This window comes from Borreliella burgdorferi B31, assembly GCF_000008685.2.
GTDB lineage: Bacteria > Spirochaetota > Spirochaetia > Borreliales > Borreliaceae > Borreliella > Borreliella burgdorferi.
On sequence record NC_000956.1, the window covers coordinates 22,828 to 46,527 of the forward strand.

General features: G+C 27.1%; 25 protein-coding genes and 2 pseudogenes. 17 read left to right on the plus strand and 10 right to left on the minus strand.

From position 1 onward, the window contains the following. Nucleotides 1-41 precede the first annotated feature (41 nt). The 7 genes from BB_RS07585 (at nt 42) to BB_RS07615 (ending at nt 5,897) form a co-directional block, all read left to right on the plus strand. The gene (locus tag BB_RS07585) at nt 42-1,139 is read left to right on the plus strand and encodes a plasmid maintenance protein (protein ID WP_010883919.1); all 1,098 of its coding nucleotides are present in this window, start codon (nt 42-44) and stop codon (nt 1,137-1,139) included. A 9-nt stretch (nt 1,140-1,148) separates the two neighbouring features. After that, nucleotides 1,149-1,715, plus strand: a complete 567-nt coding sequence (locus BB_RS07590; RefSeq protein WP_010256381.1) for a DUF226 domain-containing protein — start codon at nt 1,149-1,151, stop codon at nt 1,713-1,715. After that, nucleotides 1,691-2,446, plus strand: coding sequence for a ParA family protein (locus BB_RS07595; protein ID WP_010883920.1), 756 nt, complete (start codon nt 1,691-1,693; stop codon nt 2,444-2,446). The genes BB_RS07590 and BB_RS07595 overlap by 25 nt, the downstream gene beginning before the upstream one ends. Before the next feature lie 43 nt (nt 2,447-2,489). Continuing rightward, complete coding sequence (locus tag BB_RS07600; protein WP_012644094.1) at nt 2,490-3,050, plus strand: chromosome replication/partitioning protein; 561 nt, start codon at nt 2,490-2,492, stop codon at nt 3,048-3,050. A 12-nt stretch (nt 3,051-3,062) separates the two neighbouring features. Continuing rightward, a complete protein-coding gene (gene bdr / locus BB_RS07605) occupies nt 3,063-3,599 on the plus strand; it encodes a Bdr family repetitive protein (RefSeq protein ID WP_010883921.1) in 537 nt (178 codons plus the stop codon). A gap of 494 nt (nt 3,600-4,093) precedes the next feature. Further along, complete coding sequence (locus BB_RS07610) at nt 4,094-5,419, plus strand: DUF244 domain-containing protein (protein ID WP_010883922.1); 1,326 nt, start codon at nt 4,094-4,096, stop codon at nt 5,417-5,419. 52 nt (nt 5,420-5,471) lie between these two features. Further along, nucleotides 5,472-5,897 carry a DUF261 domain-containing protein gene (locus BB_RS07615; RefSeq protein ID WP_010883923.1) on the plus strand — a complete coding sequence of 142 codons (426 nt, stop codon included), beginning with the start codon at nt 5,472-5,474 and terminating at the stop codon, nt 5,895-5,897. Between the two features lie 5 nt (nt 5,898-5,902). On the opposite strand, the gene BB_RS07620 is transcribed toward BB_RS07615, so the two are convergent. Further along, nucleotides 5,903-6,679, minus strand: coding sequence for a tyrosine-type recombinase/integrase (locus BB_RS07620; RefSeq protein WP_010883924.1), 777 nt, complete (start codon nt 6,677-6,679; stop codon nt 5,903-5,905). 430 nt (nt 6,680-7,109) lie between these two features. On the opposite strand from BB_RS07620, the gene erpX reads away from it, so the two are divergent. The 8 genes and pseudogenes from erpX to BB_RS07660 all read left to right on the plus strand — a co-directional run bounded on the left by erpX (nt 7,110) and on the right by BB_RS07660 (nt 14,308). Beyond that, entirely contained in the window at nt 7,110-8,147 is a 1,038-nt protein-coding gene (erpX, locus tag BB_RS07625) for a laminin-binding protein ErpX (protein ID WP_010883925.1), read from the plus strand. Nucleotides 8,148-8,340: 193 nt separating this feature from the next. Continuing rightward, the gene (locus BB_RS07630) at nt 8,341-8,883 is read left to right on the plus strand and encodes a DUF643 domain-containing protein (RefSeq protein ID WP_010883936.1); all 543 of its coding nucleotides are present in this window, start codon (nt 8,341-8,343) and stop codon (nt 8,881-8,883) included. A 181-nt stretch (nt 8,884-9,064) separates the two neighbouring features. Further along, nucleotides 9,065-9,631 carry a DUF603 domain-containing protein gene (locus BB_RS07635; protein ID WP_010883937.1) on the plus strand — a complete coding sequence of 189 codons (567 nt, stop codon included), beginning with the start codon at nt 9,065-9,067 and terminating at the stop codon, nt 9,629-9,631. Beyond that, on the plus strand, nt 9,628-10,980 hold the full coding sequence (locus tag BB_RS07640; RefSeq protein ID WP_010883926.1) for a PBSX family phage terminase large subunit: 1,353 nt from the start codon (nt 9,628-9,630) through the stop codon (nt 10,978-10,980). Before BB_RS07635 ends, BB_RS07640 begins: the two co-directional genes overlap by 4 nt. A 65-nt stretch (nt 10,981-11,045) precedes the next feature. Next, a pseudogene (locus tag BB_RS07645) lies at nt 11,046-12,271 on the plus strand (phage portal protein). 16 nt (nt 12,272-12,287) lie between these two features. Continuing rightward, nucleotides 12,288-12,980 carry a DUF1357 domain-containing protein gene (locus BB_RS07650; protein WP_010883938.1) on the plus strand — a complete coding sequence of 231 codons (693 nt, stop codon included), beginning with the start codon at nt 12,288-12,290 and terminating at the stop codon, nt 12,978-12,980. Nucleotides 12,981-12,991: 11 nt separating this feature from the next. Continuing rightward, nucleotides 12,992-13,558 (plus strand): DUF228 domain-containing protein, encoded by a 567-nt coding sequence (locus BB_RS07655; RefSeq protein WP_010883939.1) that lies wholly within the window; start codon nt 12,992-12,994, stop codon nt 13,556-13,558. 3 nt (nt 13,559-13,561) lie between these two features. Then, nucleotides 13,562-14,308, plus strand: a complete 747-nt coding sequence (locus BB_RS07660) for a DUF228 domain-containing protein (protein WP_010883940.1) — start codon at nt 13,562-13,564, stop codon at nt 14,306-14,308. Here the strand turns inward: BB_RS07660 and BB_RS07665 are convergent. The 5 genes and pseudogenes from BB_RS07665 to BB_RS07685 form a co-directional block, all read right to left on the minus strand. Continuing rightward, a pseudogene (locus BB_RS07665) lies at nt 14,215-14,628 on the minus strand (plasmid maintenance protein); the annotation flags it as partial. The gene BB_RS07660 and the pseudogene BB_RS07665 sit on opposite strands and share 94 nt — an antisense overlap. Nucleotides 14,629-14,988: 360 nt before the next feature. Further along, nucleotides 14,989-15,369: a hypothetical protein gene (locus BB_RS07895; protein WP_231013320.1), complete on the minus strand. Its 381-nt coding sequence runs from the start codon at nt 15,367-15,369 to the stop codon at nt 14,989-14,991. 368 nt (nt 15,370-15,737) lie between these two features. After that, nucleotides 15,738-16,109, minus strand: a complete 372-nt coding sequence (locus BB_RS07675; protein WP_244264100.1) for a hypothetical protein — start codon at nt 16,107-16,109, stop codon at nt 15,738-15,740. Nucleotides 16,110-16,974: 865 nt separating this feature from the next. Continuing rightward, on the minus strand, nt 16,975-17,106 hold the full coding sequence (locus BB_RS07960) for a hypothetical protein (protein WP_257730686.1): 132 nt from the start codon (nt 17,104-17,106) through the stop codon (nt 16,975-16,977). Between the two features lie 25 nt (nt 17,107-17,131). Next, nucleotides 17,132-17,359: a hypothetical protein gene (locus tag BB_RS07685; protein ID WP_024705874.1), complete on the minus strand. Its 228-nt coding sequence runs from the start codon at nt 17,357-17,359 to the stop codon at nt 17,132-17,134. Here BB_RS07685 and BB_RS07765 point away from each other — a divergent pair. After that, the gene (locus tag BB_RS07765) at nt 17,347-17,502 is read left to right on the plus strand and encodes a hypothetical protein (protein ID WP_012672640.1); all 156 of its coding nucleotides are present in this window, start codon (nt 17,347-17,349) and stop codon (nt 17,500-17,502) included. The genes BB_RS07685 and BB_RS07765 overlap by 13 nt on opposite strands. Nucleotides 17,503-17,608: 106 nt before the next feature. On the opposite strand, the gene BB_RS07690 is transcribed toward BB_RS07765, so the two are convergent. Together BB_RS07690 and BB_RS07695 are read right to left on the minus strand one after the other, a co-directional pair. Beyond that, entirely contained in the window at nt 17,609-20,869 is a 3,261-nt protein-coding gene (locus BB_RS07690; protein WP_010883927.1) for a type ISP restriction/modification enzyme, read from the minus strand. Between the two features lie 218 nt (nt 20,870-21,087). After that, nucleotides 21,088-21,405 (minus strand): hypothetical protein, encoded by a 318-nt coding sequence (locus BB_RS07695; RefSeq protein ID WP_024705875.1) that lies wholly within the window; start codon nt 21,403-21,405, stop codon nt 21,088-21,090. A 481-nt stretch (nt 21,406-21,886) separates the two neighbouring features. On the opposite strand from BB_RS07695, the gene BB_RS07900 reads away from it, so the two are divergent. After that, entirely contained in the window at nt 21,887-22,156 is a 270-nt protein-coding gene (locus BB_RS07900) for a hypothetical protein (protein ID WP_012672645.1), read from the plus strand. 817 nt (nt 22,157-22,973) lie between these two features. On the opposite strand, the gene BB_RS08085 is transcribed toward BB_RS07900, so the two are convergent. Together BB_RS08085 and BB_RS07965 are read right to left on the minus strand one after the other, a co-directional pair. Then, the gene (locus BB_RS08085; RefSeq protein WP_080673097.1) at nt 22,974-23,177 is read right to left on the minus strand and encodes a CRASP family complement regulator-acquiring lipoprotein; all 204 of its coding nucleotides are present in this window, start codon (nt 23,175-23,177) and stop codon (nt 22,974-22,976) included. Beyond that, nucleotides 23,174-23,302, minus strand: coding sequence for a hypothetical protein (locus tag BB_RS07965; protein WP_012672633.1), 129 nt, complete (start codon nt 23,300-23,302; stop codon nt 23,174-23,176). Before BB_RS07965 ends, BB_RS08085 begins: the two co-directional genes overlap by 4 nt. Between the last annotated feature and the right edge of the window lie 398 nt (nt 23,303-23,700).

A 23,700-nucleotide genomic window follows, 5' to 3' on the forward strand; every position in this document is an offset into this window, starting at 1 on the left:
TCATATTATTAATTATTTATTGAAAAAACAGGAGAGAAAATATGAAAGATTTTCCAAATATCACAAAAATTCCAACTTGTCACAACAAACACCAACACAAATTAATATCTCTTACTTCAACGCTAGATTACCTAAACAAAAAAGATAAGAAATACACGCAACAAAACATACTCTACTGCTTTAACGAAAATCTAAAAAGGAATGGTCTAGCTCCCACTACACTAAGAACAATGCAAAATTATCTTTACAAATTAGAAAAAGTATTAAAAGTTACAACTAATTACTACCAACACATGGGTGTAAATTGTGGAACTGAAATTTACTATAAGCTAAAGTATCCTAAAAAAGAGTGTTACCAGAAAATCAACAAGTACTTTAAAGAGCAAAAAAACTCTAGATTTAAATCTAGAGTTAATAAACATTTTAAAGACAATGTTTCCAAAAATAGTAGTGTAAATTCAGTGGGGTGTTTAAGTAATAAAAATAATATAAAAGAAGAAAGAAAGATTAAAGAAATAGAAAAATATCAACTAAGAAATTATTTCAATAATTGTAACTTTAAAACGGAAGAAGCTCTTTCTATTTTGTATTTAAATATTGATAAAGATACTAAGATTGAGGCAATAAATATCTTAAAACAAAATGAAATTGCCCTAATAAAAAAATTCAATATAAAAAAATCTTGCATGAAAGAAAAACAAAAAAAATTAAAAGAAATTCTATACAACACTAGGAAAAAATTAGAAGAAAACGGGTACAATCCCAAACAATTAGAAATAAATTTACAAAAAGTATACGAAAATTACAAATATAAGCCCCATTTTATTATTGAAAATCATAAATATAGCGATTTAAACAATATAAAGCGTAAATTAGAAAAGTCGATTGAAAGAAAAAAAGAAAATTCTCAACAAAATTATCAAAATTTAAAGGCAAACATTTTCAATATCCTTATTGAACAACTAAAAAAAGAAACAAATATTGAAATTCTAAAGACTATTGTAAAAGAATATTTGAATAACCAAAAGAAAATAGAATACAATAAAGTATTTGGTATATATTATCTTGAATTATTAGAAATAATAAAAAATGAAAAAAATTCTTTAACCACAGAAGAATTTAGCATAAAGGCCGTATAAGGATTTAACATGGAAAATGCACTAGAACCTATTGAAACTGTAGAAAAAGGTAAATGTAAAGTTGAATGCCAAAATAAAGAACGCTTTATTTTAATTGAAAAAGAAAATGGTAAAGCAATGTATCATACAAAAATAATGATGGATATTTATAAATTTGGAGTTTATGAGAAAAAACACGAATTTAGATTATCATTGAGGGCCTTATTTAATGGGGAAAGAATTGTTGAAGAAACTCATTTGTACCCAATTAAAGAAGGAGATAAGTTTATTGGTATTTTTTATGGCTACAGAAAACCAATAAAAAAGCCATTAATAAAGTATCAAATAAACGGGGCTAGAAAAGCATATGCATTAGCAAGGGCATATTATATGGAATTTAGATTTAAAGCCGGAAGTGTTTTTTGCTATTTTAAAGGGCTATATCGATTATTAGATAAAAAAAGAACAAATAATCATTACAACAAAGTTTTATTTAGTATGTTTACGGATTTAGAACAACAAGTATATAAATTTTATGGGAAAAAATACCCGGAACAAGGACCGTTAATAAAATGGATAATAAAAAACCTAAAATAATCACAATAGCGTCAATTAAGGGCGGTGTTGGGAAAAGTACAAGTGCTATTATAATGGCAACATTGCTTGCAAAAGAGCATAAAGTTCTTTTAATTGATATGGATACACAAGCATCCACTACAAGTTATTTTTATAAAGAAATTTTAAATCAAAATATTGATATTGTGAAAATTAATGTATATAGAGTGTTAAAAGAAAAAATAGATATTAATGATTCAATTGTAAAGATTAAAGAAAATTTAGACTTAATCCCCAGTTATTTAACTTTAAATAAATTTTTAAGCGAATCCATACCATTAAAAGAGTTAAGGTTGCAAAATAATTTAGAATTTTTAAAGCGGAGGTATCATTATGTAATAATAGATACTAATCCTAGTTTAGATTACACTCTGTCAAATGCTTTAATGACTAGTAATTGCATAATAGTTCCAATGACTGCGGAAAAATGGGCGGTTGAAAGTTTAGAATTATTGGAATTTCATATGAACAATTTAAAAATAAAAATTCCAATATTTTTGGTTATAACACGATTTAAGAAAAACAATACTCATAAGCAATTGTTACAACACGTTGAATCTAAGACAGGATTTTTGGGATTTATCCATGAACGAGAAGATTTAAATAAAAAAATTGCTAAAAATGAAGAGTTTGATATGACCAAAGATTATATTAATGAATATAAAGGGGTATTATCAAGATTTTTAATTGTATATGATGAATATGTTAAATAAATCCATACGGATCCGTATGGATTTCAAATAAAAGAGGTTTATTATGGAAATAGAATTAAATGAGAGAGTTATATCAAGGGCAACAGATCCTGACGGTGAAAAAAAATTAATTACCAAAGAGGAGATATTTGCTCATTACAATGATTTAAAAAATAGATTAAAGACTAATATAAAAAAGAAAATTTTTTATAAGGTCGAAAGTATTAGAATTTTAAAAGAAATCAAAGATAATGAATACTATAAACTTGATGGTTATAAAAGTTTTGATGCTTTTATAAAAGACTATCAATTGGCAAGAACGCAAGTTTATATATATCTAAAATTAGCAAAAGCATTACAAGCAGGAATTCTTAATGAAGATTATATAATTGAAAATGGTATTTACAATTCTCTTGATAAAATAGAGAGTCAAGAAACCCCAATAGTAAAAAAATCAAAACAAAATCCAATAAAACCCTTAAGATTTCAACTTAAAAAGCAAGAAAGTTATGATTTTTATAAAAGTAATGCTAAATTTACAGGGTTTATGTTAGATAAATTATTTAGTGATGGAAAAGAAATAATTAAAAAACTTATGAAAGAATATAAAGAATTAAAAGGATAATATGGAGATTTTATGAATAGTTTGACTTACAGAACATACAATATAGAAAGTATAAAAAATGAGTTTTTAAAGATAGGATTTAGTGAAGAGGCAATAGATTTTGTTTTTCTGCATAATGATAATTACAACTTTGAATTTTTAAAAGAAAAATTGATTAATGTAGAAAAGAATTTACAAAAGGATATATCTAATTTAGACATTAAGATTGATACTGTAGAAAAGAATTTAAACACTAAAATAGACAATGTAGAAAAGAATTTAAACACTAAAATAGACAATGTAGAAAAGAATTTAAATCTAAAAATAGATAATTTAGACTCTAAAATAGATACTGTAGAAAAGAATTTAAACACTAAAATAGACAATGTTGAAAAGAATTTAAACCTAAAAATGGATGGCTTGAATATCAAAATAGACAATGTAGAAAAGAGTTTAAATCAAAAACTTAGCATGGGTAACAGACTAGTACATTTTATGATAATAACAGCAGCAATTCTAGGGCCAATTTTGAATGCCCTATTTATGAAATATTTACAAGGTGGCAAATAATAATGTATTGTAAAATTTGATTTTTTAAAATGGTACATTATAATATTGATAAAGAGTATTATCAATTAACACTTAATTTTTGCTTTTTCATAAATTAGAACTTATTTGAATTTTTTAACAAGAGAATTTAAATAGGTTCTTTTATTTTAACAAATACAAATTGATTTTAATTCTAAATTAGAATATATTCAATTATTGAAAAGCTTATTTAAATTATTTTAATAAGCAAATTTGATTAAACCCTAACTTTATTAAAATAATTTATGTAAAAAGTTGTCAAAAATAGTTTTTGTTATACATATATATATGTATGTAAATAGCTAAAAAAGTTTATTGCTATCAAAACAATCCAATCAAGTTGGGTTTAGCTAAGTTCTTAGATAAGAGAATTTAAATAAACCCAACTATTTTTTTGTAAAATTTTTTGTAAAAAAGCCTGACAAAAATAGTTTTTGCTATATACTTATATTTTTTACTATAAAAGGAGTAAAAAGATGGAAAATCTTTCAAACAATAATAATCCACAAGAAAATATTCAAGGAGAGCTCAAAATGATAAGTATTAATCAACAAAGTTTTACTGGTTGTGAAATATTTGAGGAAAAATCTTCTCCCATTAAAGAAAAAAGTAAATTAAGTAAGATAGGTAAGAAATTACCAGGAATAAGTAGTCAAGAATGTTTTAGATTTAATCGCAATATTGATTTTAGTGTGCAAAGAAACAAGTTAGATAAATACGGCGCTAGTGAAGTAGGCAATATTCTTGTTGGAGGTGCTGGGCTGAAAGATTTAATGATAAACAGAGTGCTTAAATATTTTAATATGAGTCTACCTTTTGAAGAGAATTTATATATGCTCAAGGGCAAAGAGTTAGAGAATTTAGGATTTAGAGAGTTTGTTAAAGCATACGGTGATAATATTGATATTTTATATAAAAATAAATATGCCAACGGTGTTGATAAGTATAATTATTTCAAAAAAATGGGCAGTTCAGAAACTTTAGTGGGCTCAACAATTGATGGCTGGTTTATCAATAATAATGGCGATTTAGAACTATTAGAGATTAAAAGTAGCGACTCTAATTATATGAGTAGTGCTATTGCTGAGTACAATAAAAATGGCAATTTTTTAAGCAGTAAATATTTTTTCAAATATTATATACAAGCACAAATGCAGCTAGCATGCACTGGGCTTGAGTATTGTAATTTGTTCTTTTTAATAGATGCTGCACCAATTAACTGTAAGATTAAAAGAGATGAGGCCTTAATATCAAAAGTGTTTGAATTTGTTAATAAATGTGAATTAGAAATTATAAATTTGAAAAAAGATATTTATAGTAACTATAGAGAGGAATACTTAATGGCACATAATTTTAACGAGGATACGTTTATAAAACTTGTTGAAGATTTAGTAGAAAGGAGTGATTTTTATAGTTCTGAAGTTGAGTTTGATTGGGTAAGAGAATTTATAGAATATGTTGATTGTGCAGACCTTGAAATTAAGGATAATCAATCTGCTGAAAATCTTGCGTATGATTTAATGGAGATTGATAGTCTACAAAAAGAATTAAATAGAATCCAAAACGAAAATAAAAAAAAAGAAAAGCCCATTAAAGATAGGTTGAAGATGCTAATTTACAATATTACGAATACATATCCACTAATTGAGCAGTTAAATTATAAATTTGGAGAGTTTGTGTTTACTCTTGACCCTAAGAAAAGGGCAATATCAGATAGATTAAAGGGACTACTACCAACAAGTGGTACAGTATTTTTCCCTAGTAATATAGCATTTGCAAATAGTGTTAGTGTCCCCATGTGAATGGGTGCACTAAAAAATTAAAAAAATAAATTTAATATAGGAGGATTAATTAATGCTTATTAATAAAATAAAACAAGACAATAGAACTTTAAGACTGGAGATACAAAAATGGGGTTGTTACTTTTTGTGTCTACATTATTATACAAGTCTATTTAAGAAACGTGAATTTAGTGCGTATGAGATAAATGCAGCGTATTATAGATTTATAGGACTTGGATATATTAAGAGCAATTGTTTTATTATAAATCTATGTATGATACTTAATTATTACGGAATTAGAAGTAGCGTGAGATATGAATCTTTAAATTATTTAGGTGCAGCCAATGAATTTGAAATAAGTGAAGTTAAAATCGATAAGGTTAATGGATATCACTTTATAGCAACAAAAAATAAAGAAATATTATATGATTCACTTGACTTAAAGCCACGTGGAAAAATATTTAAAGTAACTTCAAAGCGTATATTTAAACTGAAATAGTTTTACTAAAGTTTAAGGCACTTTTTAGCACATTCATAAGCTTGAATTTTATTAGCAGAAGATAGGCCGTAGATATTATCAATTTCATTGGTTGAAGAATATTTCATAAGTTCTTTAATTTGAAAAGAATTGTAGCCGTTGGATTTCAAATTTGAAATAAATAAATTTCGACATAGATGGAGAGATTTATTTACACGAAACCCTGACTTTTTGAGAAGATTTTTGAATTTATTAGAAATATGGATAATGCTAATTTGGTTGTCTTTAAACTTATGTTTGGATTTTTGAAAAAAATAAGTACGTCTTGTATCAAGATTTTTCTCATTAAAATGATTTTTGTGTGCTGTTTGGATAGCCTCGAACTCTTCTGAGTTGATAACAATTTCTCTAATACAAGTTACATTTCTTTTTTTTGCCACATTTACTTTTATGTTGTATAAAGTTTTTCCATTTTTGCTTAAAAAAGTTGAAATATCTTGCATTTTTACTTTTTGCAGTTCGGTGCCCCTGCAGCCACTTATTGCGAGTAAATGTAAAAACCAACCAGATATTGGATCAGCTTGTTTAAGAGTTTTGATGCATTTTTCAATTAGTTTGCCAATTTTTGGGGTCAAATAAAATTTAGGAGTTGGCTTTGAAGCTTTTTTAGTAGGCTTAGAAGAAATTTTTAGTGAATTTTTAAGAATTTTGTTTTCATTTATTAGTTTTTGATGATCTTGTAATAATTTAAGCATAAAATCTATGTTGAAATTATTTAAATTAAGATAATTATTCATGTCCATAAAATCCCCTCCTTATAAGTGTTACTTTTAAATTAAGTAAAAGTAATAAAAATTGATTAAAAATGTAATTTATATTTTACCAAAAACAAAAAAATTTAGTCAAATTGTGTGGCTTCTCATTGCATGCAAAATTTGGATTGTAGGATAGCTGTGATAAACAGAAGAGGCAATTTTTAAGGGGTGCACTTAAGAAAGATACTATACTTTAAGTGATATATAGCAAAGACTTTGAAATTTAAGTTGTATGTGTTTTGTAGTCTTTTATAATGAGCAGGCCATTTGCAATGGAGAGATTTTAGGGAGTTGATTAAAATTATATTTGCGTTTTGTTAATATGTAATAGCTGAATGTAACAAAATTATATATTTAAATCTTTGAAAAATTGTAATTGTTTGGGGTTGTGGTAAACTTAAGGCTTATGGAGTGGATTATGAATAAAAAAATGAAAATATTTATTATTTGTGCTGTATTTGTGCTGATAAGTTCTTGCAAGATTGATGCAACTGGTAAAGATGCAACTGGTAAAGATGCAACTGGTAAAGATGCAACTGGTAAAGATGCAACTGGTAAAAATGCAGAACAAAATATAAAAGGGAAAGTTCAAGGATTTTTAGAAAAGATTTTAGATCCAGTAAAGGATAAAATTGCTTCAAATGGTCCAATAGCAGATGAATTGGCAAAAAAATTACAAGAAGAAGAAAAGGTAAATAACGGGGAAGAAGAAAATGATAAAGCTGTCTTTTTAGGAGAAGAATCAAAAGAGGATGAAGAAGAAAATGAGCAAGCTGTTAATTTAGAAGAAAAAAATGCGGAAGAGGATAAGAAAGTTGTTAATTTAGAAGAGAAAGAATTAGAAGTTAAAAAAGAGACTGAAGAAGATGAAGATAAAGAAGAAATAGAGAAACAAAAACAAGAAGTGGAAAAAGCACAAGAAAGAAAACAACGACAAGAAGAAAAGAAACGAAAAAAACAAGAACAGCAAGAAGAAAAGAAACGAAAACGACAAGAACAAAGAAAAGAAAGGAGAGCTAAAAACAAAATTAAAAAACTTGCGGATAAAATAGATGAGATAAGTTGGAATATTGATGGTATAGAAAGTCAAACAAGTGTAAAACCGAAAGCAGTTATAGATAAAATTACGGGGCCTGTATATGATTATTTTACCGATGACAACAAAAAAGCTATATATAAAACATGGGGAGATTTAGAAGATGAAGAAGGCGAAGGATTGGGAAAATTATTGAAAGAATTGAGTGATACTAGAGATGAGTTAAGAACCAAATTAAATAAAGATAATAAAAAATATTATGCCCATGAAAATGAGCCTCCTCTAAAAGAAAATGTAGATGTCAGCGAAATTAAAGAAGATTTAGAAAAAGTAAAATCAGGATTAGAAAAGGTTAAAGAATATCTTAAAGACAATTCTAAATTTGAAGAAATTAAAGGATACATCAGTTACAGTCAGTAATTATATTGGATGCTTTTAGATGTAACTAAATTTTACGTACACAAAATAACAGCTAGTAGAAAAGTTCACTGGCTGTTATTTTTTTGTAGATTTCATTGTTATGAATATAGAAATGTTTTCTATCAAAACTTTCATTTAAAAAGTGCAAAAACTATTGCTAAAAATGTTGTTTATTTATATACTCTCTAGAGCTATGACGTATACAAATGAGATTTCAGATTTTGATGATAATTTATATAAGAAAACAAAAAAAGAAATAGATAAACTTATAAACAAGCTCTATTTAACTAGCCAAATAACTCTAAAGCAAAAAAGACAAATATACAGTGCTGTTGAAAGAATGCAAAAATACGTAATAAAAACCGGAAAAAGTGTTCTTTTAGAATCGGAAAAAGAATTTGTTAAAGACACTTTGAAAAGAAAAAATCTAATAAAAAAATTTAAAAGTTTTAAAGTTGATTTTAGCTACAAGGAAAGAATGCTAGAAAAATGTTTAGAAAGATTAGGAGAAGATAAATCCATCGAATTTTTGATTTTTGTTTATCAAATTCTTAATGGGATAAGAGAAAAAGTATTAGAATTAGACTTTCAAATAGATGCGATTGAAGAATTTAGAGATATTTTATTTTTGAGTATACACTATTATGATAAAAGACTTTTCACAAGTAAAAATCTTATGAATGAAATGAAAGATTTTTCCGAAAAAGTAGAATTATTTTATAGTAATATGCAATAAATTAATGAACTACTATTTCTAAATCAAAAATTATAGAAATAGCAGCGAACTAAATCAATAAAGGCCAACAAATATTCCCCGCTAAATATCAAGAAGTTATCAGTTAATGTTAACAATTAATAAATTGCTTTACTACTTAGAGTAACAATTTGTTAATTTTGTTATTTTAGGAGAAATTGTTTTGAAAAAAGTTAAAAGGCCTTTTGATGATTATGTTGTGTATTTTAGAGAAGGATCGTTAAATGATAGAGAAATAGCGAAAAAATTAGGAGTTTCTAAAGTAAATGTGTGGAGAATGAGACAAAAGTGGGAAAGTGGAGAAAGTATTGTTAACCAGGACGCTAGAGTAACAATTAGTGAAGATACTTTAGAACACCTTTTATCGCAAACCTTTAGATCAGAAGTTAACGCTAGGAAAGTTATAAGTGAATTAGATATAGAGTGTGCTAATTTAAAATTAGGATTTATACGTGCATTTAAGCAATATTCTAGTGTTGAACTTACTGGTATGCGAACTAAAATAGAAAATTTAAGAGCTGAAATTGACGCTTTAAATAAAGCAAGTAGTAAAAAAAACAAGCAATTTGTTAATGGAGAAATTAATTCTTTAAAAAGCGAGCTTGATGAATATATAAAGGAGTGTTCAACAAGAGAAATGGAGCTTTACTATGAATGTATGAAAAAACTTACAACTGCTAATGAGGCTGAAAGCAAAAGCAACTACAAAAATAGCAAAGGGCACAAGTGAACTTATATCAAACAAAACTTTTTACAATACTACAAAAGGAATACAAAAATAAATATGGAGTTGATATATCACAATTTGTAAAGCTAACAAATTCTTCAATTAATTTTGATAAGTTTGAAGAAGAGCAGCTAACTTTAAAACAAAAAAATGTGATAAAAAGCATTAAAAAGAATAATGAAAAAAAGATTATACTCAGCGGCGGCATAGCTAGCGGCAAAACGTATCTTGCATGTTATCTTTTTATAAAAAGTTTAATTGAAAATAAAAAGCTATATTCTAGCGATACGAATAATTTCATTATAGGGAATTCACAACGCTCAGTTGAAGTTAATGTTTTGGGGCAATTTGAAAAGCTATGCAAACTGCTTAAAATTCCTTATATTCCAAGACATACAAATAATTCATATATTCTGATTGATTCACTGCGAATTAATCTACATGGTGGAGATAAGGCAAGTGATTTTGAAAGATTTAGGGGAAGTAATTCAGCACTTATTTTTGTTAATGAGGCTACAACTTTACACAAGCAAACTTTAGAGGAAGTCTTAAAAAGATTAAGATGCGGGCAAGAAACTATTATTTTTGATACTAATCCTGATCATCCAGAACACTATTTTAAAACCGATTATATTGATAATATAGCGACCTTTAAGACATATAATTTTACAACTTATGATAATGTTCTACTTAGTAAAGGATTTATCGAAACACAAGAAAAGCTCTATAAAGATATACCATCATATAAAGCAAGAGTTTTGCTAGGGGAGTGGATAGCAAGCACCGATTCAATTTTTACACAAATAAATATTACTAATGATTATGTATTTACTAGCCCGATAGCATATTTAGACCCAGCATTTAGTGTTGGCGGGGATAACACTGCATTATGTGTTATGGAGCGGGTTGATGATAAGTATTATGCTTTTGTATTTCAAGACCAACGACCAGCCAATGACCCGTATATTATGAATATGGTTAAGACCGTTTTAGAAAATTTTAATGTACATACATTTTATTTAGAAGATAGAGACAATACAAAAGGTGCTGGTGGATTGACCCGCGAATACATCTTGCTAAGAAATAATATGGGTCAATATTTTAGAATTGTTCCAGTTAAGCCAAAGTCTAATAAATTTAGCAGAATAACAGCGTTAATTACGCCGTTTATTTATAAGAAACTGTACATTACGAAGTACAGCAGTTCTTCTGTATTTAATGATATTTATTCGTATAAAGGAGATAACAAAACCCATGATGATGCTCTTGATGCAATATCTGCAGCATATTTGATGTTGTCTTTAGGGTATAGAGAGAGAAGTGTTCACTTTGGCAATCAAAGATTTTTGTAAATTTTATTGACAAAAATAATAGTTTTTGCTATCATACATCTAATTTAATAAAGAGAAGTAAAACGGTGTGTGATTTAAGAAAAACAAAACTAATAGATAAAATAAGTTCACTAGAACTATATAAATACTCAATATTTTTTAGAAATTATATAGAAAATGTAGCAGAAGATTGTCTCAAGAACGGACTTGTTCTTGAGAGTTCTGACCGCAATGTTAGTGAATTTGAACTTGCTAGGTTAAAGGTACAACTTAAAGATGCTCTGCTTAATTGTATTATAAGCTACCGTTTTCATGGGATTGGCTATGTTTTAGTGAAAACCAAAGATACCCTAATAGATCTCGAACAGCCCGTTAATATAGAATTACCTATTGGTTTTGAATACCTTGATTATGAATATGTAAGAGATTTGGGAGTTGATTTTGATCATATAACCTATAAAGTAAAATCCAATAATAAAAACAATTCTTTAGATGCAGTTAAAATACATAAAAGTCGACTTATCATATATGAAAACTTTGATTATATCTTAAAAAGATATGTTCCGTGCTAAACCGAAAGCTTTTTGCTAGATATTTATTTATTTGAAAAGATATACGTAGAAATAGAAAGACGTATTGAAAACCACAATTTTTTGTTTTACAAAGATGAATCTTTAGTACAACTACAAGACGCACTGTCTAGCGCAACAACTTCTTTAAGTGCACTTACTCAGAGCAATAATGATAGGGGAAGTGGCCTTTTATCTTCTTTTTTGAGAAAACAAAATTCAAACAATCATAGTAAAGATATTTCTAATTTAAGAACCCTTAATGACTCATTATCACAGGAGCTTGCTAGGCTAAAAAGCAATCTAAATAATGAGGGAATGTTTTATACGGCCACCCCTAGTGCTAGTTTAGAGGTTATTAAATACGACCTTAGTTACTTAAAAAGGAGGCTTTAGCATTAATTAAGGCAAAAATTGGTGCAGATACTAAAGAACCCTTAACCAGAAGTATTAATGAGCAGGCTAAAGGGCTAGGAAATGATGGTAAAGGGGATAGGAGTAATTATTACGATTTTCTCAAAGGTGTACAAGAACAAGTTGAGAACTCTTGTAATTTAAAACTTACAAAGTATTTTGGGCTTGATATGAAATTTAATTCGCTGATTATGTTAAGTGAAGAACAAAAAGTGGAAAGAGATATAAAGCTAATTGAGCTTTACAGTAAATATAACCAGCTTATACAAAGTAGCTCCTTTGATAATGAGGAGTTAGCGATTTTAAAAGAGAAATTATTCTCATTTTGAGAAAAGGAGTTAAAAGATGCCTGAGAAAGAAGAAAAAGAAGACCTGCAAGCACAAGATAAAGAAGAGCAGCAAAATAAGGCTGATACTAAAGTTATAAGTGCGCAGGAATTTGAAGAGTACATGCGTTTTAAAGAGCAGGCAAATAGTAAATCTAAAGAGACAAGTCGAGATTTAAGTATAAATGAACGAATAACAAAAGAACTTACAGAAGTTGAAGAGCGGGAGCGTATTGAAAAGCAATTGTTACTAGAGGCTGAGCGAATTAATGAAATTGATACACTTGCAAAAACACATCTTAGCAATCATTTTAACAAAGAGGTGCTACTTGCAAAAGGACATACATTAAAAGACATTATGCAAGCACAACGTAGAGAACTTGTACGCAAGTTCGTTCCAATTGAGCAAATTAAAGCTATTGCCAAAGTATCAGACATAAGTCATATCGATGGAGAGATATTAGAGCAACTTGTTTCTTTAGCAAAAGTGAATATTAAATTAAGAAAAAATGCGAGTAGCAATTCTTCTTCTGTTGACTCTATTAAGGGGAATATTGCTATTAAGTCAGAAGAAAGAGCAAGTTTGCTTAATTCTAATTTTGTGCCTATTAATTTCACAGAATTTGTACAAGCGATAAGTAATACTTACAAGCAAAGACGAATTCAATTTTATGAAAATCTAAAAAGACATAAAAGAACAAGTATTGCTTAAAGGAGTTTTTAATGAGCGATGGTATTACAAAAATAAAAGAAGAGTTTGATAAAAAAGTTGCAGAAATTAAAGCATTAATGAAAAATCCTCAGCAAGATGCTGGTTTGCTTAGTAATTCTATAGATTTTAGAGATAAAAATCTAATTTACTCCAATTCGGATGGAGTTTTTACTAGTAGTAAAGACAAAATAGAAAATTATCCTGCTAAAGGGTATCCATACAAGCGTGGCGTCAAGCTTAGTTTTAGTGCAGATGGTACAACAGAACTAGAAGTTGAGGCTGGTGGTGGGGATGACTTGTACGGAATATGCACTGATATAGATGAGTTTACTGGCATGGCAACTGTAGTTCCAATTACAAATAACTTCACAGGGTATTTAACATTTAAGAAAAATGGACAAAATGGTGTGAATCCGGGTGATAAGCTGCATTTTAATGCACAAGGAGAGCTTGAAAAGAATGGGGGAAATGATAAATCTGTTAATGCTATAGCACTTTCAAAAGTACATAAATTAACTGAAGAGTTATCTATAGTGCTTGCTAGTGTTTTTGGGAATAGAGCTTTAAAAGGTAATTAAATTATGGCTTTAAAAGGCAAAGGGCAAGCTAAATCTCCTAATGTTGATGATAATCCACAATTAGGGTTAGAATCAGAAATTCCAGCTGCTCCTAGATCTAAACGTCAAACAAGACAGGCTGAAGAAGTACAAGCAAAAGATCCTTATTTAGATTCAGTTAAAGAACTTGACGATGTTCTTTTAAAATTTAAAAAATATTCAAAATCAATGAGTTCGATTGAAAATAGGGTTTTTAGTAGTTCGGGTGGTTGTTTTAAATTAAAGAATGAGCGAGTTAATGCTTATTCTTTTACATGTTCAAGCTTTGCAGACAAAATAGAAGAATACCTTTATGATCCAGCAAATAGTTTTCCATATAAGCGTGGGGTTAAACTTGTTCCAAAAGAGAACTCTATATATGTTGAAGTTGGTGCTGATACTGATATGTATGGGATATGTGTAGATGTATGTGAGTTTAGTAGTACTGCGTATGTATTACCAATTACGAATAACTTTGAAGGGTATCTTGTTACAAGAAATCCGAGTATAAAAATGGGAGAAATATTGGATAAAAGTGCATTTTTTAGAGTTTTTTCTGGAGATTGTGTACATGCTACGATTTTTTTTATCTTTTCAAAAAGAGAATTTCTTGAATTCTTATTATTATTTTTTATTAATTTTTTATTATATACAGTGACATTTTTAGACTTTAATTTTTCTTTATTTGATTTTATTTTTTTGGATAACTCAAGCTTGATACTAGAAAAATAAGTATCAATTATTGAGTATGAAATTCTAGAAGTTTGGTATATACAAAGCTTGCCTTTAAATTGTCCTATGTTATTTGAAAATGTTAGAATTTTTTTATTAATTGCTTTAATTTTAATTAAAAATCTTAAATCTTCTCGTAATGTACGAATTGTAGTTGGCTTATACCCTTCTTTGATTATAAATGAATTTAGTATATTTAATATGTCTTGTTGGTGGTGTATAAGAATACAAAGTGCAGTATTTGTAATATCTTCTTTATGAAGATTAATATTACAATTTTCTTCGAACTTTTTATTTAGAAAATTTATTATGCTGATTATTTTTTTAAGCCTAAGGTTTTTTGATAATAACCTTTTAGTTTTATAACAATAATTATTGTTATAGAGATATAACTGATATCATATTGAATCTCCAATTTATCGTTTATTCAAACTTTTTTATTAATCCTTATTAATAAAACTATTATAGTTTAAATGGTGCATAATTTTCAACATTTTGGCTCGAAGATTTTTTAAAAAAGTGTTGTGATTTTCCTAGTAGAGTAAAAGACCATTAGCTTTTGCTAATGGTCTTTTACAAGGTATTGATAGTTCATAATTTATTATGTAACTATCAATACAAATGTTATATGCTAAAAAATATAAAATATCAAGAAATATGAAAAAAATTTTCATATTTCTCTATTCTGCCATTCTAAATGTCATTAAATGTTCTTTTGATTTTAGCATTCTAACTAATTTTTCAGCATCAAGCACATCTCCATAAAAGTTGTAGTAAAAATTATTTACAACTGTACTGCTTTGGGTCTTTTGTAATTTAGTAATTTCTTCTGAAATAATTTTAGCTTCAAGTTTGCATAAATTTGCATCTATTGGTGCAGGAGTTATTCTTACCAATTCGGGTTGCCCAAACTCACTAGACATTACACCTAAGTTTGGTATATATGTCGGTTTATTTGAAACAAATCGTTCACAACCATGAGCAAGTGTTATCTCTTCAATAGATCCAGCTGATTTTACTGTTGCAATTCTTTTTAGTATTTCGTCTAAAATTTTTTGCATCTTTCTTAACCTATCGGCCTTGCCCAAATTCCACCAATTTTCATCATTTACCTTATCAACTTCGGCCTGTGCTTTTATTCGTTCGGGCTCTGGTTTAGAAAGTTTGTTTTTGCGTTCTACTTCTAGGTTTTTAGTCTCTTCGGTCTTAGTAAGTTGGGTGGTTTCTATATCTTTTTTTGTTTTATATTGTGTTTGTACATCGTGTAATCTTTTTTGAAATTATTCACCAGATATTTGTCCTTTACTTTGAGCCTGTTTGAGAAATTTTATTTCTTTAGTGTATACATCATCTAATTCGCTCAATTTTTCTTTTTTCATTTTGATTTCTGCATCAAAACGATCTTCAAGCTTTTGAAGTTAAACTTCACTTAGTTTTTTAAGTTCCTCCAAATCTTAGTCCCGTTTTTTTCAACTGCTTTAATTCTCGCTTTTTCATGCCCTTTGAAAATTCCCCAAATAAAATCGGTCAATGCTGTTATAAGTTCTGCAACAGCTTCTCCCCAAGGTCCAAGAATTTTTTCAGCGGCTTTTAACCCACTTTTCCAAGTTTCGTACATTTGTTTTGACATTTTTTCCAAAACTTCACCCCAATGCCCATCATGAATTGCTTCTCCAATACTTTCTCCCATATCCTGATTCAAAAAATTACAGCTGACCGATAGATCTTTCATAAAGGCCTTTAGGCCGTCTAACATGCGGTCATATAAGCTTTTTGACGTATCTTTAGCTTTCTCAGCCATTTGTTTTAGAGAGTTTCTGATGGTTTCATTTAGCTTTTCGAATTGCGATTTGTGCTCATTCACGAATTTTTTGTACATTAATTGAATGTCGGATGCCATCTTTTCTTCAGCACTTGCTCTTTCTTTTGCTGGAAGTAACATTGTTTTCTACTCTAAGTCGGTTATTTCTTTTTTGCAGAGCTTTTTGAGCCTCGACAAAAGATCGATCTAAAGAGGTTTTTTCAAATTCCTTAACCTGATTTTCAAGTGCGATTACAACTTGCCTGTTAGACTCGTTCAGAGTTTCGAAACTTTTTCCATATTTTTCTACGAACGCTTTGTTCTTTTCATTGATTTCATCATTCAGTTTCTGTAAAGCACTTTCTTCATCTATATGGGGTAGGGTTAATCGTATTTTTCTTTCACGACTTTCTTTTTCTTTTAGATAGATACTAGTCTATTTTTATCTAGATTTACCCCCCCAAAAAAAGCAAATTTACTTTTGTATTTTTGTGCTTTTGTATTGTTAATAATTTGACCTGTACATCGATTTCTTTTATTTACCATTTGCTTGTACGCTGTAAGTTCTTGTACTAGAAAACTGATATTGTCTATTTGCGAATCAAGGTCTCCTTCCTAGTCAATTTTGAACTTAATGTTGTACTTTTTTTCATTGCATCCAAAAATGCAAGCTTAGCGTCTTTTACACTCAGAATATTTGCAAAAGGTGGAGCAATTTCATACTGCTCACAAGCTTTCTCAAAATTTGACAAAATTTTGGAATCTTTGAAAGCATTAACCTCGGTTTGCCTTTCGGCTTGTTTTCAAGCTTTCGTAAAGTTACTCTCAGCCTCAGCAAGTCGTTTTTCAAAATCTTCTCGTGATATCATGTCTGGCAATTTTTTTCATCAGCCACTAACCGTTCATATTCTTCTGAAGATATTGTTACAAGTTCTTTGTCATTTTTTGGCAAAGATTCAGGAATTGTAACAGTTTCTTCATTTATTTGTTCTTGCATATTGCCCTCCTTAAAATTAAATTTTCTAAATTTGCAAGTACTGATTCATTTCATCTTGTATTTTTAAATACAAACTATCATTTCCCATTTCTTTTGCTTTACTTAAAAGCTCCACATAAGTTGCTAAGGTTTTTGCATGTTTTTCATCAATTTTGGCTTGTTCTTTTTGACTAATTGGTTTTACTGGTTTGTAACACCAATTAGAGCTCAATCCAAATTTTGAAAGTACCGCATTAATGAATGGCGGTACCATTAGTTTGCATATCTGTTAAATGTTTAGATATGATAAATAAATCAAGTGATAAATATATGTTTTTCTTTGCCAATAAAGTATTAGACGCGCTTAAAATAGAACGAATGAAAGTATCTATAAAGACAATAGAATGTATTTTCTAGAACCTTCACAAAGTATTAATCTTATAGAAAAGAAAGAAAGTACAAAAAAAGAAAATAGAATTATAATATCACTTGGCGTGTAGTGATATTATAATTCTATTTATATTTATTCATTAAATTCTTTAAGATTTTGTATTATTTCGTCAATTTCTTTTTGTACATTAATTGTATAGCTAAGCACTTTTATAACTTTCTCAAGATGTTCAATTTCGTCTTCATTTTCATTAATAATAAGTTCTTTCCCTTTTCTGTACTTTAAGTAACTTTTAAGCACTTGATAACTTCCAATTTTGTATTCATATACTTCTTTAGCTACATTAGTAAAACAACATGTTGAATTATAGTAAAGTTCTTTTGTGTCTTCTTTATAAGTAATTTTCTCTACAATACGATTATAGTCTCCAGTGTGATTACCAATACTATTGTTGAGCTTTAAATTATCTTTTAATAAATGAGAATTAATGAGTTTAGTTCCAAGCTTACTAAGCTCTAAAAATGCATCTACATTATTTACAAAAATAATCTTAGGATAGTCTATTTTTAAAAATTCGTAGAATTTTTCTCTATAAGTATTTGAGTATAGCACTGCATAGATATAACCAAATATTTCTTCTGGAGTAAATATTTTACTGTATTTAGTATTAATAAATTCTCTAAAAATATCTTTATTGTCCTTTTCATCCTTCTTAAAGTTTTCTTTTTTTATATTTTTAAATACACCTTGATTTTCTTTTATATAAAGTGGAAAAAGATAGCATGATTCACTACCTTTATTTGAAACAAAACATTTATCCGAAATTTCAGAAGTAACCAAAGCATGTTTAAAACTATTTGTTGATAAAAGCCTTGTTGTAACAAGTCCTATATTGCCTTCAATTTCTAAAATATGTTTCATTGTTTTATATCTTGGCTCTACTACAACCCCTTTATTTTTAGAATAATAAGTAAATCTATTATCAAATGGTCTATATGATATTTCTTTAACATAACTTTTATTAAAATTGGTATTTTTTAAAAATTTTTGAATTTCTGATAACTTCCAAAACATAGAATCTTTTTCTATATCATATTTGTTCCTTGCATCTTGTTCTGGTAAATATGCAAAATCCCTAAGTTTATCCATAAGGTTATCTTTTGTATAATCAATCGCTATTTTGTCTTTTCTAGTTACTATTCCAACATTAAATTCATTAAAAATATCTATTAAAGATTTTCCTTTATTATAAATATCTTCATTTGATAAATCTTTTTTAAGAAAAAAATAATTAGGCTCTTTATAGTCAAGTTTTTCAAAATTAAGATCATAAATATGATTTTTATTTAAAAAATCATATTTATGATCTCTTTTTCCTTTTATACTGCTGTAGTATACATTAGCCAGTTCATTCTTTTTTTCTTTTTCTTTATATTTAGCAAAAATAGCAATTGCAACCCCAGTTTGAATGTCAAATACATTTTCATCTATACTACCATCGTCAGTTTTTTCTTTTTTACGCGAACTACCATGTAGATTAAGGATGTAGATTTCATCAAAAGTGCTTAGCAAATGATGTCTCATGCCTCTGAATGTGATGTTATCAAGGTATCCATTGTTTGTTATAATTCCAAGAAGTCCTTCTTCACTGCCTTTAATAGTTAACAATCCTTCTTTTTTATTGCTCTCTAATTTATTCTCTGCAAATCTAATAAACTTAACATAATCATCATTAAGTGTTTTAGTATTTCTTTCATTTATAGGACTATTTTTTATTTTTTTATAATCATTAACTAAATTCAATATATATTGATTATTATTTTTTGACTCTGCACTATAAGGAGGATTTCCAAGTATTACTAGTATTGGATTACGTTTAATTTCATTTGCTTCTTTCGTCTCTTTTGCAATATCTTTAAAAAAAGAAAAAGAAAAGAATTTCTGATCTGTAATTTCTTTTAAGTCAAGAGTGTTAGTTAAGTACACTTTGAGCTTTGAATCCTTATTAAAGTCAACTTTGCAAACTTCTTTTAAATACTGACTTAATTTAAGGTGTGTTACAGCATAAGGTGCCATTAAATATTCAAAACCATATAAGTTTTTAAGTATATGTAGATTAATATAGTCTTTTTGTCTACCAGATTCCTCTGGGATTTCCTTTAGTATTATAGTACGAATAACTTCAAGTAAAAATGTACCTGTTCCTGTTGCAAAGTCCAGTACTGTAACTTTTTCTTTATTTGCAAGGCCATGATTTAACTTAAATTCTTTTTTAAGCATTTCATTTAAACTACTAACAATAAAACTAACAATAGGGCTAGGGGTGTAGTAAACTCCTTTTGCCTTCCTTAAGGATACATCGTATTTAGCAAGAAAATCTTCATAAAAATAAAGATAGGGATCCTTTAAATTTAAGCTAGAATTAGTAAATGAAAATTCATTAAAAATAAGTTTTGTATCAATATTATTTACTATGCTTATAATACTTTCTAAAATCCATCTTAAGTAATTAAATTCACTATCTTTATGGATATCTTTAATTAGTTTTATAATGTTTTGTATAAGTGAAAAATTAGTAGGTATAAAGTTTTCAATATTTTTAAAATTAATTTCTATATTTTCTTTACTATTAAGACGAGCAATAAAAAGTCCATATGTAATAGTTTGAGCGATTGAATCTGAAAATTCTGAAATATTAAAATCATCGCTATAAATACTTTTTTTAAGTATTCTACAAGTTGAAACTAAAACATTTAGCTCACCTAGTTCTGATTCATCAATATCTAAATTTAGTTTTTCTTTATTTTCCTTTAAGTTTACTTCAATCTCTTCTTTTAAAGATTTAGTTTTACTTGCAAGTAGGCTAGCTAAAGCTTCAATACTTTTTATTTTTTCAAAATGAGAGTTAAAGAACTCAAATAAAATATTTATAATTTTGGTTAATTTATTTTTATCGAGTTTGGTATCTTCACTATATAGCTCTTCTTTAGTTAGTAAAGACCCTCTTAGTTTAATCTCTTTGTCTTTAATCCATATAAACTCAATATAATTTGTAAGAAGTATACTGCGTGTTATATTTTTGTATTTTTCAATTTGGGAACTTTTTAGTATTTCGTCTAAGTTTTGCTCAACTTTTTTAACTTCAATACACCCTATAGTACCCTGGGTTATATTATGTCTAACAATATAGTCGGGTGATCCAAATCCTTCTTTGCTTCGTCTTGGCTCATGCTGAATAGCAATGCTTGAATTTTGATTAATTTTATTAAAATCATTAAGTAAATTTTCTAAATGAGTTCTGTTAGAATACTCTGTTTTTTCTTCTAATTTTGTACTTTTTAGATTAGCTATATATTCTTTTGCCTTTTTAAATAGAGATTCATTATTATTCATTTTTATAAATATAAAAGATATATAGTTTAATATCAACTAAACTATATATTTGAAAAAACTATTTTTGTTCTTAGCATATAACAAAAATAAAACTTTCTAAGTTTCGATATATTGCTTTCATGTCAGAATTTAATTTTTCAAATGTTTTTAAATTTTCAGTTTTAATATTATTGCTATTGCTACTATTTATAGTAAATTCTTTATTATTTTTTTATTGTCTAATAACACGATTTTTTCATTAAACATACTAAAAGAGTTTTTAATAATATTCTTAAATATTTCATCTGAATTTTTCGTATCAAAGTTAATTTTAGTTTTAAAAAATTTAAGAAACTCATCGCTTGTATTCTTAATCTCTTTTTTAAATAAACTAAAAATTTGTCTGTATATTTTTTCTCTAATGTAAAAGATCTAGCTTCTTCAATATTTAAAGAATTTCTAGAAAATTTTTTAAGATATTCAAAATCTTCAGATGTTAATTTCTCTAAATTAATAATCATAAAAGGCTCATTGTCTAGTGAATTATCTTTATCCAAATGGCATAGAATATAGATTCTATGCCATTTGGTAATATGCCCAATTTAATTGCATATTTAGAAAGAAGATTATAAAAATAATCTGATAATTGACTAAAATGATTTTCAAGATTTTCTTTATGATGCTTAACTTCTAAAAAATAGTAGGATTTTTATCCTTAGAATAAAGAACATAGATCGCTTTTATTTCATTTTTTCTAGTAACAATAATTGAAACTTCAACTTAAACACATGAAGGATTAGTATGACAATAACTCATTGCATCTAAAAATGGGTCAATAAAAAACGGTCTTTTTTTTAGCTTCTATTTTAAGACCATCCTTATGAGTTTGTATTTTTTTACTTACAATACATTGATATAAAAATTTACCTAATTTCATTATTAATATATTTAGTAGCGTTTTTAATTACAATTTTTTATATACCTAATGATAAAAATACAGATCATAATCATAGTAAAGAAGATTTAAGTTTATATATTATGAAGTTTAAAAAAATTGTAACAACATTATTACAATCTAAAGAACTTTTAGAATTATTTATTTTAATTGGCTTTATTCAATTTTTTTATCAACCTTTTTATTTAAATTGGCAAGCAATTTTTATTGACAAAACCATATCTATTAGTATATTTGGAATTATCTATGTGCTATTTAGTTTATCAGATATTGTGGGGGCATGGGTATTTAGAAGAATTAAACATACAAAATATGATATTTATATCATATTAACCATAATATTGTTGTTATAAGCTTTAATAAAAATAGTTTCACATATTTATATATTTATTGCTGTAATCACATTTTTAGTAATTTTAATTGCTATTTATTCTAACAATTTAGAATATTTTTTAAGGAAAAATATAGATTCAAAGGTTTTAGGAACCATAACTTCTATTAATAGTGTAATATCCCGCATATTTTCATTTTTAGCATTGGCTATATGTTTGAATTTAACTAATTTTATAAGCGCTATAAATACATTTGTTTTATTAATACTTATTTTTTGTACATTATCTATTATTGTGGTGATTGCGCAAACTATAATTTAATTTTTAAAAATATTTAACCTATAGCTTAATATGACGTTAGATGGATTTAATTTAATTAAATTCGAGTTAAATGTGCTTTTTATTATCCCCGTGAAAACCCTTTCAGCAGAAATAATACAAGAATTTTTAAGCCAAAAAGAATATTAATACTGATGCTTACTCAAATAGATAAAATATTTTTCTACATAAACTTAAATATCATATTTTTAATTTTTTTAATTAACTTAAAAAGTTAAACCCAAGGGCTATATGTTGACACTATAAATGCAGATTTCTTGCTTCTGCAGATAGTTGTTTAAATCATCGGCAAGTTTACTTACATAGGATTTAAGCTCATTGATATCTGTTTATATAAGATCTTTATTGTTTTCACAATCTAATTGTTTTTTTGTTTTTGTAATTAAAATTCAATATTTTTGATTAAAGGAATGTTAACAGGGGCTAATAAAAAAGTTTATTAGCCCCTTATATCTAAAGGTTTAATTTACTTTAAGCCCCTGCATTAATAAATTTTAATTTATAATGCTGAAACAGTTATTGATAATATAATTTTTTTCAAATTTCCAACCTCTTTAATTTTTTCATTAAACTGATTAAGTATTGTATTAAGATAAGAATCTAATTTAGAATAATCCTTTTTTATAGAACCGGTATTATTTTGATGATCTAATAAAGTTTTTCTTATGCTTATTGAAAAAAATTCCTTATAGAGAGTAATTATTCAAGAGAGTTTTTGATCTTTTCCAAATCTAAGGTGTTTACCTTATCTAAGACATCTTTTTTTGAGTCTAAGTAATTAATTGTCTCTTCCAGATTAAGCTCTAAAATTGCTATGTTATTTAACATCTTGCTTGGTGATTGTTTTGGTTTATTTAATATTGTTGCAAATATATTGAACTCAGCATTTGTTAAAAAACTATTTATAAAGTCATAAGTTTTTTTATTTATATCAAAAACTTCCTCCCAGTTTTTATTATCTACAGGTTCTTGATCTGTTGGCTCAGTTTGTTGCAGTGTTCGTTTCTCGATGATTTCTTTACTTGCTGCTATTAAATTTTTATCTCATTAATATATTAGGTTTTTGTTTTATCAACAATTTTTGTTTCAGTGTCATGGTTGCAGCACAGCAGCTTAAAAGTAAAAAAACACAGATACAGAAAATCATTTTGTTTTTCATAAAAATATTCTCCCCAATTGGTATAATTAATTGTGCTCTTATAATAGAGAATACATAAGCTTGATAG

Coding starts and splice junctions, on each gene's coding strand:
- BB_RS07620 (WP_010883924.1), bottom strand. CDS start 6,679: ATGGACATGAATAATTATCTTAATTTAAATAATTTCAACATAGATTTT.
- BB_RS07630 (WP_010883936.1), top strand. CDS start 8,341: ATGACGTATACAAATGAGATTTCAGATTTTGATGATAATTTATATAAG.
- BB_RS07960 (WP_257730686.1), bottom strand. CDS start 17,106: ATGCAAGAACAAATAAATGAAGAAACTGTTACAATTCCTGAATCTTTG.
- erpX (WP_010883925.1), top strand. CDS start 7,110: ATGAATAAAAAAATGAAAATATTTATTATTTGTGCTGTATTTGTGCTG.
- BB_RS07675 (WP_244264100.1), bottom strand. CDS start 16,109: ATGGCTGAGAAAGCTAAAGATACGTCAAAAAGCTTATATGACCGCATG.
- BB_RS07965 (WP_012672633.1), bottom strand. CDS start 23,302: ATGTTAAATAACATAGCAATTTTAGAGCTTAATCTGGAAGAGACAATT.
- BB_RS07895 (WP_231013320.1), bottom strand. CDS start 15,369: ATGCAAAAAATTTTAGACGAAATACTAAAAAGAATTGCAACAGTAAAA.
- BB_RS07900 (WP_012672645.1), top strand. CDS start 21,887: ATGAAGTTTAAAAAAATTGTAACAACATTATTACAATCTAAAGAACTT.
- BB_RS07585 (WP_010883919.1), top strand. CDS start 42: ATGAAAGATTTTCCAAATATCACAAAAATTCCAACTTGTCACAACAAA.
- BB_RS07765 (WP_012672640.1), top strand. CDS start 17,347: ATGGCGGTACCATTAGTTTGCATATCTGTTAAATGTTTAGATATGATA.
- BB_RS07660 (WP_010883940.1), top strand. CDS start 13,562: ATGGCTTTAAAAGGCAAAGGGCAAGCTAAATCTCCTAATGTTGATGAT.
- BB_RS07590 (WP_010256381.1), top strand. CDS start 1,149: ATGGAAAATGCACTAGAACCTATTGAAACTGTAGAAAAAGGTAAATGT.
- BB_RS07615 (WP_010883923.1), top strand. CDS start 5,472: ATGCTTATTAATAAAATAAAACAAGACAATAGAACTTTAAGACTGGAG.
- BB_RS07650 (WP_010883938.1), top strand. CDS start 12,288: ATGCCTGAGAAAGAAGAAAAAGAAGACCTGCAAGCACAAGATAAAGAA.
- BB_RS07595 (WP_010883920.1), top strand. CDS start 1,691: ATGGATAATAAAAAACCTAAAATAATCACAATAGCGTCAATTAAGGGC.
- BB_RS07600 (WP_012644094.1), top strand. CDS start 2,490: ATGGAAATAGAATTAAATGAGAGAGTTATATCAAGGGCAACAGATCCT.
- BB_RS07690 (WP_010883927.1), bottom strand. CDS start 20,869: ATGAATAATAATGAATCTCTATTTAAAAAGGCAAAAGAATATATAGCT.
- BB_RS07685 (WP_024705874.1), bottom strand. CDS start 17,359: ATGGTACCGCCATTCATTAATGCGGTACTTTCAAAATTTGGATTGAGC.
- BB_RS07610 (WP_010883922.1), top strand. CDS start 4,094: ATGGAAAATCTTTCAAACAATAATAATCCACAAGAAAATATTCAAGGA.
- BB_RS07655 (WP_010883939.1), top strand. CDS start 12,992: ATGAGCGATGGTATTACAAAAATAAAAGAAGAGTTTGATAAAAAAGTT.
- bdr (WP_010883921.1), top strand. CDS start 3,063: ATGAATAGTTTGACTTACAGAACATACAATATAGAAAGTATAAAAAAT.